General features: G+C 57.6%; 14 protein-coding genes. 13 read left to right on the plus strand and 1 reads right to left on the minus strand.

All coding sequences use genetic code 11. The annotated features are described in order from the left end of the window. The first annotated feature begins 12 nt into the window (after positions 1-12). From gspE to IM300_RS07290, 13 genes are all read left to right on the plus strand, one after another. Positions 13-1,491, plus strand: a complete 1,479-nt coding sequence (gene gspE, locus IM300_RS07230) for a type II secretion system ATPase GspE (RefSeq protein ID WP_193035901.1) — start codon at positions 13-15, stop codon at positions 1,489-1,491. Beyond that, positions 1,491-2,699, plus strand: a complete 1,209-nt coding sequence (gene gspF / locus IM300_RS07235; RefSeq protein ID WP_193035903.1) for a type II secretion system inner membrane protein GspF — start codon at positions 1,491-1,493, stop codon at positions 2,697-2,699. The genes gspE and gspF overlap by 1 nt, the downstream gene beginning before the upstream one ends. 3 nt (positions 2,700-2,702) lie before the next feature. Beyond that, positions 2,703-3,152: a type II secretion system major pseudopilin GspG gene (gspG, locus tag IM300_RS07240; RefSeq protein ID WP_112792522.1), complete on the plus strand. Its 450-nt coding sequence runs from the start codon at positions 2,703-2,705 to the stop codon at positions 3,150-3,152. Then, positions 3,152-3,637: a type II secretion system minor pseudopilin GspH gene (gspH, locus tag IM300_RS07245; RefSeq protein WP_193035905.1), complete on the plus strand. Its 486-nt coding sequence runs from the start codon at positions 3,152-3,154 to the stop codon at positions 3,635-3,637. The genes gspG and gspH overlap by 1 nt, the downstream gene beginning before the upstream one ends. Then, positions 3,630-4,010 carry a type II secretion system minor pseudopilin GspI gene (gene gspI, locus IM300_RS07250; RefSeq protein ID WP_193035907.1) on the plus strand — a complete coding sequence of 127 codons (381 nt, stop codon included), beginning with the start codon at positions 3,630-3,632 and terminating at the stop codon, positions 4,008-4,010. The genes gspH and gspI overlap by 8 nt, the downstream gene beginning before the upstream one ends. Further along, positions 4,007-4,654, plus strand: coding sequence for a type II secretion system minor pseudopilin GspJ (gspJ, locus tag IM300_RS07255; RefSeq protein WP_193035909.1), 648 nt, complete (start codon positions 4,007-4,009; stop codon positions 4,652-4,654). Before gspI ends, gspJ begins: the two co-directional genes overlap by 4 nt. Then, positions 4,651-5,661, plus strand: coding sequence for a type II secretion system minor pseudopilin GspK (gene gspK / locus IM300_RS07260; protein WP_193035911.1), 1,011 nt, complete (start codon positions 4,651-4,653; stop codon positions 5,659-5,661). The genes gspJ and gspK overlap by 4 nt, the downstream gene beginning before the upstream one ends. Before the next feature lie 15 nt (positions 5,662-5,676). Next, positions 5,677-6,810 carry a type II secretion system protein GspL gene (gene gspL / locus IM300_RS07265; protein ID WP_193035913.1) on the plus strand — a complete coding sequence of 378 codons (1,134 nt, stop codon included), beginning with the start codon at positions 5,677-5,679 and terminating at the stop codon, positions 6,808-6,810. Next, positions 6,807-7,292 carry a type II secretion system protein GspM gene (gene gspM / locus IM300_RS07270; protein WP_063866249.1) on the plus strand — a complete coding sequence of 162 codons (486 nt, stop codon included), beginning with the start codon at positions 6,807-6,809 and terminating at the stop codon, positions 7,290-7,292. The genes gspL and gspM overlap by 4 nt, the downstream gene beginning before the upstream one ends. Then, positions 7,289-8,086, plus strand: coding sequence for an A24 family peptidase (locus IM300_RS07275; RefSeq protein ID WP_193035915.1), 798 nt, complete (start codon positions 7,289-7,291; stop codon positions 8,084-8,086). The genes gspM and IM300_RS07275 overlap by 4 nt, the downstream gene beginning before the upstream one ends. A gap of 254 nt (positions 8,087-8,340) precedes the next feature. Beyond that, complete coding sequence (locus IM300_RS07280; protein ID WP_193035917.1) at positions 8,341-11,052, plus strand: glycosyl hydrolase family 18 protein; 2,712 nt, start codon at positions 8,341-8,343, stop codon at positions 11,050-11,052. Positions 11,053-11,160: 108 nt separating this feature from the next. Further along, the gene (gene iagB / locus IM300_RS07285; protein ID WP_063449202.1) at positions 11,161-11,601 is read left to right on the plus strand and encodes a type III secretion system invasion protein IagB; all 441 of its coding nucleotides are present in this window, start codon (positions 11,161-11,163) and stop codon (positions 11,599-11,601) included. A gap of 133 nt (positions 11,602-11,734) precedes the next feature. Then, the gene (locus IM300_RS07290) at positions 11,735-13,561 is read left to right on the plus strand and encodes a chitinase (protein ID WP_193035919.1); all 1,827 of its coding nucleotides are present in this window, start codon (positions 11,735-11,737) and stop codon (positions 13,559-13,561) included. Between the two features lie 137 nt (positions 13,562-13,698). On the opposite strand, the gene IM300_RS07295 is transcribed toward IM300_RS07290, so the two are convergent. After that, complete coding sequence (locus IM300_RS07295; RefSeq protein WP_063866510.1) at positions 13,699-14,712, minus strand: NAD(P)-dependent oxidoreductase; 1,014 nt, start codon at positions 14,710-14,712, stop codon at positions 13,699-13,701. Positions 14,713-14,797 lie beyond the last annotated feature (85 nt).

Below are 14,797 nucleotides of genomic sequence, written 5' to 3' on the forward strand. Positions count from 1 at the left end.
GGAGGGGGCAACGTGGACGAACTGAGTAAAGCGCTGTGCAGCAGCAGCTACGCAAAGGATAACGGCGTTCTGTTTTATAACAATGATGTCTATATCCGTGACGACACCCCGGCGTATGCACTGCTGGAGGTGCGCCGTGTACTGGGACGTGCGTTCGTTCCGGTCACCCTGACGCCGGAAGCCTTCGATGAGCTGCTGGCCAAAATCTGGCAGCAGAGCAGCGGCGTTTCGCAGCAGCTGGTGGACGATATGGACGCGGATATCGACCTGATGGCGCTAACCGAGGAGATCCCGGATAACGAAGATCTGCTCGATAACGACGAAAACTCGCCGGTGATCCGCCTGATCAACGCCATTCTCAGCGAGGCGGTGAAGGACGGCGCGTCGGATATTCATATCGAAACCTTCGAGCGCACGCTGAGCATTCGCTTCCGCGTCGACGGCGTGCTGCGCCCGGTGCTACAGCCGGCGCGCAAGCTCGCCCCGCTGCTGGTGTCGCGCATCAAGGTGATGTCGAAACTGGACATTGCCGAGAAGCGCCTGCCGCAGGATGGCCGTATCTCCCTGCGCATTGGCCGCAAGGCGATCGACGTGCGCGTGTCGACCATTCCGTCCCAGTACGGCGAGCGCGTGGTCATGCGCCTGCTCGATAAAAGCAACCTCAAGCCCGACATCAACAAGCTCGGGCTGATTGATGAAGAGCTGGAGAAGCTGAAGGGGCTTATCGATCGCCCGCACGGGATCATCCTCGTTACCGGCCCTACGGGTTCCGGTAAAAGTACTACCCTGTACGCCATTCTTTCGGCGCTGAACGGGCATGAACGCAACATCCTGACCGTGGAAGACCCGATTGAATACGAGCTGGAAGGGGTGGGGCAGACGCAGGTTAACCCGCGTGTCGATATGACCTTTGCCCGCGGGCTGCGCGCGATTTTGCGTCAGGACCCGGACGTGGTGATGATCGGGGAAATTCGCGACGGAGAGACCGCGCAGATTGCGGTGCAGGCGTCGCTTACCGGTCACCTGGTGATGTCGACGCTGCACACCAACAGCGCAGCCGGGGCGATTACGCGTCTGCGGGATATGGGGCTGGAGTCGTTTTTGATTGGTTCATCGCTGCTCGGCGTCATTGCCCAGCGTCTGGTGCGTCGGCTGTGCACGCACTGCCGGACCACCAGTCCGCTGGACGTCAATGAAAAAGCGCTGTTCAGCTTTATGGACGCGCCGCCAAAAACGATCTACCGCGCGGTGGGGTGTGAACACTGCCGCCAGAGCGGCTATCAGGGCCGCGCCGGTATTCATGAATTTCTGGTGGTGGACAGCACCATGCGCCGCGCCATTCATGAAGATAAGGACGAAATGTCCATCGAAACGCAGCTGTTTAAGCAGGCCTACAGCCTGCGCGAAAACGGGCTGCTGAAGGTGATTAGCGGCGTGACGTCTCTGGAAGAGGTGATGCGCGTTACCGCCGAGCGTGGGGGGGATGCGTAATGGCCTTCTACGCCTGGACGGCGACGGATGCTGCCGGAAAAACCCAGCGCGGGACGCTACAGGCCGAGGGGCAAAAGCAGGTTCGCCAGACGTTGCGCGAACAAAAGCTGATGCCCGTCAGCATCACCGAAACCCGCGAGGCGGCGGCAGCCGGAAAAGCAAAAACCGGGGCGAAGCTCTCCACGCCGGTGCTGTCGATGTTTACCCGCCAGCTCTCGACGCTGGTGAACGCCGCGCTGCCGCTGGAGAGCGCGCTAAAGGCCATCTCAAAACAGACGGAAGACAAAAAGCTGGCGGCGATGGTCGTGGAAATTCGCGAGAAAGTGGTGGAAGGGCATACGCTGTTCGACGCCTTCAGCCAGTTTCCGCGCACCTTCGACAAGCTCTACTGCACGCTGGTGATGGCCGGTGAAAAGACCGGTCACCTGGGCGACGTGCTGGAAAAGCTGGCGGAGTACAACGAGCAGCGTCAGAAGATGAAAAGCAAGCTGACGCAGGCGATGGTCTACCCGATTACCCTCACCGTGGTCGCCATCGCGGTCATCAGCATTCTGCTGGTGGCGGTGGTGCCGCAGGTGATTGAGCAGTTTACCCATATGAAGCAGCAGTTGCCGATCACCACCCGCACGCTGATTGCGGTCAGTGATTTCCTGCAAGCCTGGGGCATTTATATTGCCGGCAGCCTGGCGGGGGCGTTCGTCGGCTTTAAAACCTGGGTGCGAAACGTGAAAAACCGTTTTCGCTGGCACAGCTGGCTGGTGAACGGCTCGCCGATTAAAAAGCTGGTGTGCGCCATCAATAGCGCCCGCTATATCCGTACCCTGAGCATTTTGCAGGCCAGCAGCGTGCCGCTGCTGGAGGGCATGTATATCGCAATGGACGGGATTGAAAACCTCTATGCCCGGCAGGTGCTGGAGCAGGCCGCCGACACCGTGCGCCAGGGGGCGTCGCTGTATGCGGCGCTGGAACAGGCGAAATTATTCCCGCCAACCATGCTGTATATGATTGCCTCCGGCGAAGAGAGCGGGGAATTGGGTAATTTAATGGATCGCGCGGCGGAAAATCAGGAATCGGCTTTACAACATCGAATTACATTAACGCTGTCGGTTTTTGAACCGGCGCTGGTGGTATCCATGGCGACGATTGTTTTATTCATCGTGCTGTCAATATTACAACCGCTTCTGCAACTTAATAATATGGTAGGTTAAATCATGGCTTTAAAACGTAAAAACCTGGCTCGCCAGGCGGGCTTCACCTTGCTCGAATTAATGGTGGTGATTGTTATTCTCGGCGTTCTGGCGAGTATGGTGGTGCCAAACTTAATGGGAAATAAAGAAAAAGCGGATGAGCAAAAGGCGACCAGCGATATTGTCGCGCTCGAAGGCTCGCTGGATATGTACAAGCTGGATAACCACCGCTATCCGACCACAGAGCAGGGCTTGCAGGCGCTGGTGACGAAGCCTGAGATCGCACCCATCCCGAACGGCTACCGCGCGGACGGCTATATCCGCCGCCTGCCGCAGGATCCGTGGGGCGGTGATTATATTCTGGTTAGCCCGGGTGAACACGGCGCGGTTGACGTCTTCTCCGCCGGTCCGGACGGCGAAGCGAATACCGCCGATGACATTACCAACTGGTCTCTGGATAAGAACGAGAAATAATGAAAAATCAACGCGGCTTTACGTTGCTGGAAATTATTCTGGCGCTGGTGATATTTGCCAGTTGCGCCATGATGGTGGTGTCAACCATACCTTCACGCAGCGGTACGGATATATTTGGCCAGCAATTAAAAGCCCTCGTTGATTATGGTTCAGACCGTGCGGTCATGGACGGAAATATTGTCGGGCTGGTGATGACCACGGATAAATATCAGCTGGTGACGATCGACGATAAAAATGGCGAGCGTCACTGGGTGCCATTATCCGCCGGACGTATTACCACCAAAGGCGATTTCCCCGAGGAGATGCACGTTTCGCTCTCGCCGCAGCGCCTGGCCGCAACGGTGACGTCCGAGCCGCAGGTGATCTTTTTACCGGACGGTGAAATCAGCCGCTTTACGCTGACGCTGCAAAGTTTCGACAAACAGCACCATTTCCGCGTGGTGTCGCAGGGTGCGGCACCGGTATCGGTAGAAAACGATGACTAAGGACAACAAAAAGCAAAAGGGGATGACGCTGCTGGAGGTGATGGTTGCCCTGGTGATTTTCTCCACTGCCGCGCTGGCGCTGATGAACTCGGTCTCCCTGAACGTGCGGTTTACCCATGGTCTGGCCGACACCTTGCAGGCCAGTTGGGTGGCGGAAAACCAGCTGGCGGAAGCACAGCTCACCAAAACCGACTTCCCGGATGCCGAGCAGCAGGGAACGGAGATCATGGGCGGGCGCAGCTGGAACTGGCGCAAGCAGCGGGTGAAAACCGCCGACAACGTCTGGGCGAACGCCATTCGCGTCTATGCGGAAGGCGACGAGAGCCAGCCGGTCATCTCCCTGCACGTCATTCCGCCGGGAGAGAGCAAGTGAAAAAAACGCGACGCCAGCGCGGGTTTACCCTGCTGGAGATCATGATTGCGCTGACCATCTTCGCGGTGATCAGCACCCTGGCCTGGCAAATTCTGGACGGCGCGATGCGTACCAGCTCGGCGACGGATGCCAGCGCCGCCAGCCTCAACCAGCTTCAGCGCGCCTGGAGTCTGATGGAGCGTGATTTTTTCCAGCTCCAGGCGCGGGCCCCGCGCAATGAGCCGGAGCTGTTTCGTCAGGAGGGCGATGCCCTTGAGCTGACCACCCTGAACGGCGTGAGCGGAACGGTCCAGCTGGAGCGCGTGCGCTGGCGGCTGGAGGAGGGGCAATTGTATCGCGACGTCTGGCCGGTGATTGACGGTCCGGCAGACGTGAAGCCCGACGACGTGCCGATTGTCAGCGGGGTGAAAGCGTTACGGTGGCAGTTTTATCGTCAGGGCTGGCTGAAGTCCTGGCCCGATGCCACCCATCTGCCGGACGGTGTGGAGGCGACGCTGACGATGGATAACGGGGAGACCTGGCGCTGGGTGTTTACCACGCCGGGCGATATGCCGGAAGTGACCGCTGCCGCAGCGCCTGAGAAAGCCGCCGACGCGCCGGCGGCGACCCCGGATGCCGCCCCTTTGCCGGAGGCCAAACCATGAGCCGGATCCGTCAACAAAAGGGCGTTGCCCTGCTGGTGGTGCTGATTTTACTGGTGATGATGTCTGCCCTGGCCGCCAAAATCAGCCAGCAGTTCTGCCGAAATTTGCAGAAAACCCATTATCAGGTAAGCCAGCAACAGCTGCGCTGGGCGATGCAGGCCCAGGAAAAAGTGGTGAAGGACCGGTTGCAGACTGACGCCAGCGGCGAAAGCAAGCCGCTGTCGCTGGACGGCGACTGGCATCAGCCGCTGGAGACGCGGGGTGAAGACTACACGGTCGTAAGCCAGGTGGAAGACGCCCAGGACTGCCTTAACGTCAATAACCTGTTGACCGCCGAGGCCGCACCCCAGGGACAAAGCGCGCCCGGCGTGGTGGAAAAACCGCGTAAAGAGCAGAGTGTCGAGCAACTGCTGACGGAGAGCGGCCTCAGCCAGAGCACGGCGGAGGAGGTCTATTTCCAGCTGGTGGATTATCTCGATGGTGACAGTACAACGGCGAAAGAGGACGCCGAAAGCGACGCGTGGGCCGGCGTCGTGCCCGCGCGGCAACCGGCAAACCAGATGATGCGCAGCATCGCGGAAATCAAGCTGCTGCCGGCGTTTCCTGCTTCGGCCTACCCGAAGGTGAGCAAGCTGCTGTGCGCGCTGCCGGACGCCGCCAGCAAGGTTGACGTGAACACCCTGCAACCGGAACAGGCCGCCGTGCTGGCGGCCATGTTCCCCGGAAAACTCACGCAGGATGACGCCGTTCGCCTGCTGGATTCGCGGCCTGAATCGGGCTGGGAAAATATGGAGGCGTTCAGCAAAGCGCTGGAGCAGACCTTCCCGCAGGTCAAAGACGATCTCCCCCAGGTGGCCGATCGCTTTTCTGTAAACAGCCGGTACTTCCGCGTGAACTACAGCGGCAATACCGATGAATTAACGCTTCGCGTGGTCAGCCAGCTTCAGATTAATAACGAAGCCGGCGAGATCGTGACGTGGCAGCGCCGTTACCGAATGATTGAATAAGAAAAGTAGAACGTTATGAAACAGGTACTTTTTGTTCGTCCCGACAGCCGCGAGGGCGGGAAAATAATGTGGTGTGAGTCCGGCAGCGAGCACGTTGAGGTGCTCGACAGCCTGGAGGCGCTGGCCGATCACCCGCTGGCGGCACGCGTCTGTCTCCTGCTGCCCGCCGGCGACATGATTTTCCGCCACTTCACGCTGCCGAAAAAGGTGGCTTCTCAGGCGATGGCCTTCTCGTGGATGGCGGAAGAGACGCTGATTGGCGACGTAGATACCCTCCACTGGACGGTGCTCCACAAAAAAGGGGCCGAGGTCGACGCCGTGGCCATTGACGCCGACCGCCTGCGCGCGGCGCTGGCCCGCTGTCAGGAGGCCGGACTCCGCGTGATTCAGGCTCTGCCTGATGCCTGGCTGCTGCCCGTGGCGGCAGGCGGCAGCACGCTGGTCGCGCAGGATAATGGCTACTGGCTGCGCTTATCGCCCCACGTGGCGGCAGAAATGGAGGCCAGCCTGCTGCCGCTGCTGATGCAGAAAGCCGGCGAAGGCGAGGTGTGGTGCTACGGCGACGCGCCTGCAAACGTCACCGTTGATGTGCAGCATGCCTGGCAGCATCCGCTGGTGCTGATCCAGCCGCAGTGGCAGGCCTGTCGCGTGAATCTGCTTCACGGTGAATTCAGCCTCAAGGCCGGTAACGGGCGCGTCGCGAAACGCATGAAAGCCGCAGCGGTGGCGGCGGGCCTGCTGTCCGTTGGCCTGCTGCTGGGGCCGCGCATTGCGATGGCCTGGATGCTGGTGCAGCAGGAAAACCAGATACAGGAGGAGATCCTCCAGGTGTATCAGCACCATTTCCCCAGCATGCGTCACCAGACCAACATCAAATATCACTTTGGTCAGAACGTCAAAAAACAGAGCAAGGGGATCTTCCTTCAGCTGGACGAGCTGGCCGCCGCCCGGCAGTCAGTCCCTGCGATGGAAATCGATCTGCTGGAATACGATGCGCAGCAAAACACGCTAACGCTGAGCGTCAGCGCGCAAAACCAGCCCGCGTTGCAAACGTTTGTTAATCAGACCCGTGAGAATTTCGATTTTACCTTACAGCCTGTTTCAACCACCGAACCGTATACCGCCATGATCGCAGGGAAACATAAATGAAAGAGCGAATCGCGCAGCTGAAATCACGCTATCAGAATTACAGCGCCCGGGAGAAAGTTATTTTAAAACTCTGCATCGTCGCCCTGCTTGGGGCTGCGGTGTATTACGCAGGAGTCATCCCTTTGGATAATATGATTCAAAATAGTAAATCGACGCTTAAACGACAAAAAGAGACGCTAAACTGGATGCGCAGTGAAATTAATAAAAATCATCTTCAGGTCCAGTTAGTCAAAACGGATAATCCACGTACGGTGGTTGAGAAAAGCGCCCATGAAATTAACCTTTCACTGACGGACGTGCGTCAGGAGGGACAAACGTTATCGTTCGTGGTGAGTCGGGTAAATGTGTATGAATTAAAAAACTGGCTGCGCGAAATTAATCAGACCTCCGGCGTCAGGTTACAAAAAATAAACCTCACGCCGGTTGACCACCTCAGCGATGTGAAAGCGCAGGTGCAGCTCACCTGGGCAAAAAACGCATGAATACCGTCTCTCTGATGCGGGAGGCCTGTCCGGTTAGTTTCGCGATGATGAGTGCGATCCTGGGCGGGATTATGGGCAGTTTTCTGGGCGTTGTGGCCGAGCGCCTGCCGGGGATGATGATGGACGAGGAGGGGAGCGGCAATCTGCTCTTTCCTGCCTCGCACTGCCCGGTGTGCCAGCACACGCTGGCTGCATGGGAAAATATCCCCCTGGTCAGCTGGCTGTTGTTACGGGGTCGCTGCCACCAGTGCGGCACGGCCATCCCGCTGCGGTTATTTTTGGTCGAATTGTTCTCCGCGCTGTTTTTTGGCGTCACGGCCTGGTGCATGCCGGACGTTCAGGCGATGTTTTCCCTGTGGTTACTGGCGCTCTTTTTACTGCCTCTGGCGATGATCGACTGGCAGCACCAGCTTCTCCCGGACTGCCTGACCCAGCCGCTGCTGTGGGCCGGTCTCCTGCTCCATACTTTTGACCATAAATTGCCGTTGCACGACGCGCTGTTCGGCGCGGTAGCGGGCTATCTGTCGCTCTGGCTGCTCTACTGGGCCTTTCGTTTGGTCACGGGGCGGGAAGGCCTGGGCCACGGCGATTTTAAACTGCTGGCGGCGCTGGGCGCCTGGTGTGGCTGGCAGGCGCTGCCCACCATTGAGCTGGCGGCAGCGTTAAGCGGTATTGTCGGTTATTTCGTCCTGAATAATGTAAATAAAAATAACCTCACTATTTCTTTCGGACCGTATCTCGCCTTTGCTGGAATAACTGTGTTTATCAGCCAGCAACTGGTTTCCACATTTTAAATATAGCGGTCAAGTTATTTTATAAATTTTTTTGACGGTGGAAGAGAAGGACGTCTCTTTACGCCCGGTGTATCGTAAGGGATATAAGCTAGACGGAATTCAGGCTTGTATCTTTTTATGGAGGAATACAACGCAGTAAAAAGCTTTTTTTCACGGCATTCAGGTTGGTTAAATACGCATTATGCGAAGCGCATCCATGATCTCACGGAAGACATGGATTATTACGTTACGAATAAATTTATCAGGAAATAAAAATGAAATTTATGAAGCCTAAATATCTGGCGCTTTTTGTTGCAGCCGCAACGAGCTCGGTATTTGCAGCGGCACCGGGTACACCGTCAATTACATCAGGCAACGATAAGTTTGCGCTGGTAGAGGTGGATCAGGCGGCACAGGACTACAACAACCTCATCAAAGTCCACAAAGATGGCGTTGACGTGAAGGTTGAGTGGAACGTGTGGAGCGGCGACGCCCCTACGTCAGCAAAAGTGCTGCTGGACGGCCAGACCGTCTGGACCGGAGCGGGCAGCACCGCCGGCTCTGCGACGTTCAAAGTGAAAAAAGGCGGACGCTATCAGGAACAGGTCGAGCTGTGTAACGACAGCGGCTGCACCAAGAGCGCCAGCAAGCTGATCATCGTGGCGGACACCGACGGTAGCCACCTGCTGCCGCTCAACACCCCGCTGCTGGAAAACAACAAAGCGTTCGCGCAGCACACTGATAAAGTGGTTGGTGCTTACTTCCCCGAGTGGGGCGTGTACGACCGTAACTTCTCTGCTGACAAAATTCCGGCGGCGAACATCAACCACCTGCTGTACGGCTTCATTCCAATCTGCGGCGGCGACGGCATTAACGACAGCGCCAAATCCTCCGGCGCGCTGGAATCTCTGAAGCGCGCCTGCCAGGGCCGTCAGGACTACACCGTGGCGATCCACGATCCGTGGGCGGCGTTGCAGAAACCTCAGCAGGGTGTGACCGGCTGGGATGAACCGTACAAAGGCAACTACGGTCAGCTGATGGCGATGAAAAAAGCCCATCCGGATCTGAAAATTCTGCCATCCGTCGGCGGCTGGACCCTGTCCGACCCGTTCTATCAGATGGATAATAAAGTGCTGCGCGACCGCTTCGTTGCGTCCGTGAAAGACTTCCTGACCACCTGGAAAGTGTTCGACGGCGTGGATATCGACTGGGAGTTCCCGGGCGGCGGCGGTGAAAACGCTAAACTGGGTAACCCGCAGACCGATAAAGCGACTTACACCGCGCTGATGCACGACCTGCGCCAGATGCTGAACGAACTGTCTGCGGAAACTGGCCGTACCTACGAGCTGACCACCGCTATCGGTGCAGGCAAAGATAAGATCGAAGACGTGGACTACAACACCGCGCAGCAGTACATCGACCACATCTTCCTGATGAGCTACGACTTCTACGGCGCTTGGAGCAATACCGACCTCGGCCACCAGACCGCGCTGTACGGTGCGTCCTGGAAACCAGACACCAACTACACCACTGATAACGCAGTGAAAGCGATGCTCGAGCAGGGCGTTCAGCCAGGCAAGATCGTGGTTGGCGCAGGCATGTACGGACGCGGCTGGACCGGCGTTCACGGCTACACCGGCGACAATCCGTTCACCGGCACCGCCACCGGCCCGGTCAAAGGCACGTGGGAAAACGGCATCGTTGACTACCGTCAGATTGTGAACCAGATGCTGGGCAAACCGGGCTGGGAGTACAAATACGACGAAGCGGCAGAAGCGCCGTACGTGTTCAACAAGTCTACCGGCGAGCTGGTGACCTACGATAACGCCCGTTCCGTGAACGCGAAGGGCAAATACGTACTGAACAAAAACCTGGGCGGCCTGTTCGCGTGGTCTATCGAATCCGATAACGGCGACATCCTGAACGCCATGAATGAAAGCCTGCTGGGCGGCAGCTCTACGCCAGTTGAGCCGGTGGTAACCAACCATGCGCCTGTCGCGTCTGCTACCGACATGACGGTAACAGGCCCGGCGACGGTCACGCTCGACGGTTCAGCCTCCAGCGACCAGGACGGCGATGCGCTGACCTACAAATGGACGCAGGTTTCCGGCGCTACCGTGACCCTGGCGAACAGCACCAAAGCGAAAGCCAGCTTCAGCGTACCGGCTGTGACCAGCGATCAGAACCTGGTGTTCCGCCTGACCGTGACCGACGCGAAAGGCCTGAGCAACGCGATCGACGTGCAGGTTGTGAACAAAGCGCCGAAAGCGAACCAGGCGCCAGTAATCAATGCCATGGACGCCGTGACCGTGGAATCCGGTGAAGCGATTTCCCTGCATGCACAGGCGACCGATCCAGACGGCGACGCGCTGACCTACAGCTGGAGCGTACCGGCAGATATGAACGCAACGGGGACGAATACCGCCAACGTTCGCATTACTGCGCCAGAGGTCAACAACACCTCTTCCTACACCCTGAGCGTTGTGGTCACCGACGGCAAAACCAGCGTGCAGTCTAACGTGCAGGTAACGGTGAACCCGAAAGCAGCACCGGCCCCGGCGCCTGTGGACGAAGACACCACCCCGGCCGACGAAGGTAACGTGCCGTCTGACGAAGGGAATACTCCGTCTGACGAAGGCACTACTCCGGCAACCGGCAGCTGTGATGCGCCAGTTGATCCGGCGGCCAGCCAGCATGCGGTTTGGGAATCCAGCAAGGTCTACAACGGTGGCGACATCGTGAGCTTCGACAACCTGGTATGGAAAGCGAAGTACTGGACTCAGGGCAACCAGCCTGGCTTCGGCGCAGAAGCGTGGGAGCTGGTCAGCCAGGTGAAATTCAACTGGCGTTCCGATGTGGTCTATAACGGCGGCGAAACCACCACGTACGAGGGCAATGTTTATCGTGCGAAATGGTGGACCCGCGGTGATAACCCTGCGAACAGCGATGTATGGGTGAAAGAAGGCGCAGCACCAGACTGCAAATAATCTGACCCGATAAACGCTCACCGCGCCCGTCACGGTGCGGTGAGCGATTTAAATTCATTTTACAGGATGTGGGTAAGGAGAAATAACCGATACTGTCAGCAGGTAAAAATGAAAAAGCTCATTTTGTTATTGTTAATAATAAGCCAAAGCGCACTGGCGAACTGTTGGGATAAAGCGGCGCATTATTATCATGTCGATCCTTATTTATTGTATGCCATCGCCAATGTGGAATCTGGAATGAATCCGTATGCGGTTGGACAAAACCGCGACGGCACGCGTGATGTTGGACTGATGCAAATTAACAGCACGCATTTTACCGCGCTGGAAAGCCGGGGCATCGATGAATATCGCTTAATGACGGAGCCGTGTACGTCCATCATGGTGGGCGCCTCGATTCTCTCCGGCATGATTAAAGTGTATGGCTATAACTGGGAGGCCGTAGGCGCCTATAACGCCGGGTTAAAGAAAGAGAATTATCCACAGCGCATGAAATATGCCCATAAGGTCTGGGCGAAATACCAGCAACTGAAATTAGCAGCACGGTATTAACGTTTTTTATTTTTGAAGAATTCCTGAAGGTGTTCTTCGAAAAGTGAAAACAGCTGAATGTGGTTTATGTATTAACGAAATAATACCTAAGCCGGGATTTTAACGTTTAATCTGAATAAACAGGAATACTGAAATGAACAAAAGGACGTTATTGAGTGTACTCATTGCGGGAGCCTGCGTGGCGCCATTGATGGCCCAGGCTGCAAATCTGAAGGAAACCAGCAGTGAGCCGTACACCATGAAAGCCAGCGATCTGGCGAAGAAAGAAAAAGAATTAACCGATTTCCCGCTCATGACGTCGGTTAAGGAGACCATCAGGACGCTGGATAACGCGCAGGTTGAAATGATTGAGCCAGGCCGCGCGGCAAACCCGGAAAACGTTAAGCGCGTTGAAGGGATTGTGAAAGCCAGCGACTGGGAATATCTCTTCCCGCTGCGCGCTCAGGCCTATACCTACAGCAACTTCCTGAAGGCCGTGGGTAAATTCCCGGCGCTGTGTAAGACCTACGACGACGGTCGTGACAGCGACGCCATCTGCCGTAAAGAGCTGGCCACCATGTTTGCCCACTTTGCCCAGGAAACCGGCGGCCACGAAAGCTGGCGTCCGGAAGCCGAATGGCGTCAGGCGCTGGTTCACGTGCGCGAAATGGGCTGGAGCGAAGGGCAGAAGGGCGGCTATAACGGCGAGTGTAACCCGGACGTCTGGCAGGGGCAGACCTGGCCGTGCGGTAAAGATAAAGACGGCGACTTCCTGAGCTACTTCGGTCGCGGCGCCAAGCAGCTGTCCTACAACTACAACTACGGTCCGTTCTCCGAAGCGATGTACGGCGACGTGCGTACCCTGCTCGACAAGCCTGAGCTGGTGGCGGACACCTGGCTGAACCTGGCGAGCGCGATCTTCTTCTTCGCCTACCCGCAGCCGCCAAAACCAAGCATGTTGCAGGTTATCGACGGAACGTGGCAGCCGAACGATCACGATAAAGCCAACGGCCTGGTGCCGGGCTTCGGCGTCACCACCCAGATCATTAACGGCGGCGTTGAGTGCGGCGGTCCAACCGAGATTGCCCAGTCTCAGAACCGTATTAAGTACTACAAAGAGTTCGCCAATTACCTGAAAGTACCGGTTCCGGCAAACGAAGTGCTGGGCTGCGCCAACATGAAGCAGTTCGACGAGTACGGTGCGGGCGCGCTGAAGATTTACTGGGAGCAGGACTGGGGATGGAGTGCGGATACGCCAAACGGTTCGACCTACGCGTGCCAGCTGGTGGGCTACCAGACGCCGTTCAGCGCGTTTAAAGACGGTGACTACACCAAGTGCGTGCAGAAGAACTACAAGGTGAATATCGTGAACGATGACGGGTCTGCCGACACGCCGGTGACCCCAGCGCCAACGCCAGCTCCGACGCCAGCCGAGGACGAAACGCCGGCCCCTGCGCCAGCGCCTGTTCCGGATGAAACACCAGCAGAGCCTGTCGTGGTGAACCACGCGCCGGTTGCGCAGATTGCGGGCCCAATCGGTGCCGTTGAAGCGGGCGCGCAGGTTTCGCTGAGCGCTGAAGGCTCTACCGACGCAGACGGCAACACGCTGACCTATACCTGGCGTGCTCAGGACGGTCAGACCGTGGCTGGCGAAGACAAAGCGGTAGTGACCTTCACTGCACCGGAGTCTGCAACGGCGCAGCAGTATGAAGTGAGCCTGACCGTCAGCGACGGCGAGCTGAGCAGCACCACGACTTACCTGCTGAACGTGAAGGCGAAAGCGTCTACGCCATCCGAAGAAGACACGTCGTACCCGGCGTGGAGCGCGAACAGCAAGTACAACGCAGGTGATATCGTGAACAACCACGGTAAGCTGTTCCAGTGCAAACCGTTCCCGTACAGCGGCTGGTGTAACAGTGCCCCGTCGTACTATGAACCGGGCGCAGGCCTGGCATGGGCAGATGCCTGGACGGCGCTGTAAAAGCAAACGGCAACCCTCGGGTTGCCGTTTTTGTATTTGCTCTTTCCCCTCACCCTAACCCTCTCCCCAAAGGGGCGAGGGGACAGTACGGTGCAGTTGTAGGCCCGGTAAGGCGAAGCCGCCACCGGGCAAAAAGGCTAGCGGTGCAACTTCCCGTGATCCCGTAACCACGCCGCCGTACGCACAATCCCTTCATCCAGCGATACAATCGGCTTGTACCCCAGCTCGTTCTCCGCGCGTGAGATGTCCAGCGTAAAATCAAAGTTGAGCTTCGACACGCCGTAATGGGTCAGCGCAGGCTCCTTCGCCGATTTACTGCCAAAGCGCTCCATGCTGCGGGCGATCATGTCCAGCATCGGGTAAGGCACGGAACGAATGCGGCAGTCGATTTTCAGCTCGTCAATCAGCCTTTGCACAATGCTGCGCAGGGTGCAGGGTTCGCCGTTGGTGATGTTATACGCGCGGCCCGACACCAGCGTATCGCAGTCCGGCTGGCTCGCCAGCCACATGGCGTGAACGGCGTTCTCGTAATAGGTCATGTCCACCAGCGCATCGCCGCCGCGCGGTAACAGCACGCTGCCGTAGTGGTGCATCATCTGGGCCAGCCGCGGGATGAATACTTTGTCGTGCGGCCCGAACAGGCTCTGCGGACGCAGCACGGTAAAGCGGGTGTGCGGGTTTGACTGGGCCAGCAGGTCGATCACCTCTTCGCCAGCCGCTTTGCTGCGGGCAAACTCACAGGCGAAGCGCGCCGGGCGGAAATCTTCCTGAATATCGCGGTGGTGGTGGTAGTCAAAATAGAGCGACGGGGAGGAGATATGAATAAAGTTACGCACGCCCCAGGCGACGGCCCATTCGCCCAGACGGCGCGTGGCGCGCACGTTCGCGAGATCGAAGGCTTCCTGGGTCCCCCACGGGGAGGTAAAACTGGAGCAGTGCCACAGCGTATCGATACCGGCGAGCATCACCTTAGCCTGAGAGGAGACCAGCTCCGTCAGGTCGGCATGGACAAATTCAGCGCCCATTTTTTGCAGGAGCTTGCCCATCGCCTCGTTGCGACCGGTGGCCCTGACGCTGATGCCTTTGTTGCGCAGAAATTCGACCGCATTTCGGCCTAAGCCGCTGGTCGCCCCGGTAACCAGTACCTTCATAACAATCCACTGTGTTGAAAAGAATTTCGTGCGCATTCTTTCGTGAATTACGATGTGTTGCAATGGGAAAGGTGAAAGAAAAAGG

It is taken from the genome of Enterobacter cloacae complex sp. I2, from assembly GCF_014896205.1.
In the GTDB taxonomy this organism is placed as follows: Bacteria; Pseudomonadota; Gammaproteobacteria; order Enterobacterales; family Enterobacteriaceae; genus Enterobacter; species Enterobacter quasihormaechei.

Bases quoted from the DNA above. Each gene is read 5' to 3' on its own strand.
- IM300_RS07280 (WP_193035917.1), top strand. From the start codon at position 8,341: ATGAAATTTATGAAGCCTAAATATCTGGCGCTTTTTGTTGCAGCCGCA.
- IM300_RS07295 (WP_063866510.1), bottom strand. From the start codon at position 14,712: ATGAAGGTACTGGTTACCGGGGCGACCAGCGGCTTAGGCCGAAATGCG.
- gspL (WP_193035913.1), top strand. From the start codon at position 5,677: ATGAAACAGGTACTTTTTGTTCGTCCCGACAGCCGCGAGGGCGGGAAA.
- IM300_RS07275 (WP_193035915.1), top strand. From the start codon at position 7,289: ATGAATACCGTCTCTCTGATGCGGGAGGCCTGTCCGGTTAGTTTCGCG.
- gspG (WP_112792522.1), top strand. From the start codon at position 2,703: ATGGCTTTAAAACGTAAAAACCTGGCTCGCCAGGCGGGCTTCACCTTG.
- gspF (WP_193035903.1), top strand. From the start codon at position 1,491: ATGGCCTTCTACGCCTGGACGGCGACGGATGCTGCCGGAAAAACCCAG.
- gspK (WP_193035911.1), top strand. From the start codon at position 4,651: ATGAGCCGGATCCGTCAACAAAAGGGCGTTGCCCTGCTGGTGGTGCTG.
- IM300_RS07290 (WP_193035919.1), top strand. From the start codon at position 11,735: ATGAACAAAAGGACGTTATTGAGTGTACTCATTGCGGGAGCCTGCGTG.
- gspI (WP_193035907.1), top strand. From the start codon at position 3,630: ATGACTAAGGACAACAAAAAGCAAAAGGGGATGACGCTGCTGGAGGTG.
- gspM (WP_063866249.1), top strand. From the start codon at position 6,807: ATGAAAGAGCGAATCGCGCAGCTGAAATCACGCTATCAGAATTACAGC.
- iagB (WP_063449202.1), top strand. From the start codon at position 11,161: ATGAAAAAGCTCATTTTGTTATTGTTAATAATAAGCCAAAGCGCACTG.
- gspH (WP_193035905.1), top strand. From the start codon at position 3,152: ATGAAAAATCAACGCGGCTTTACGTTGCTGGAAATTATTCTGGCGCTG.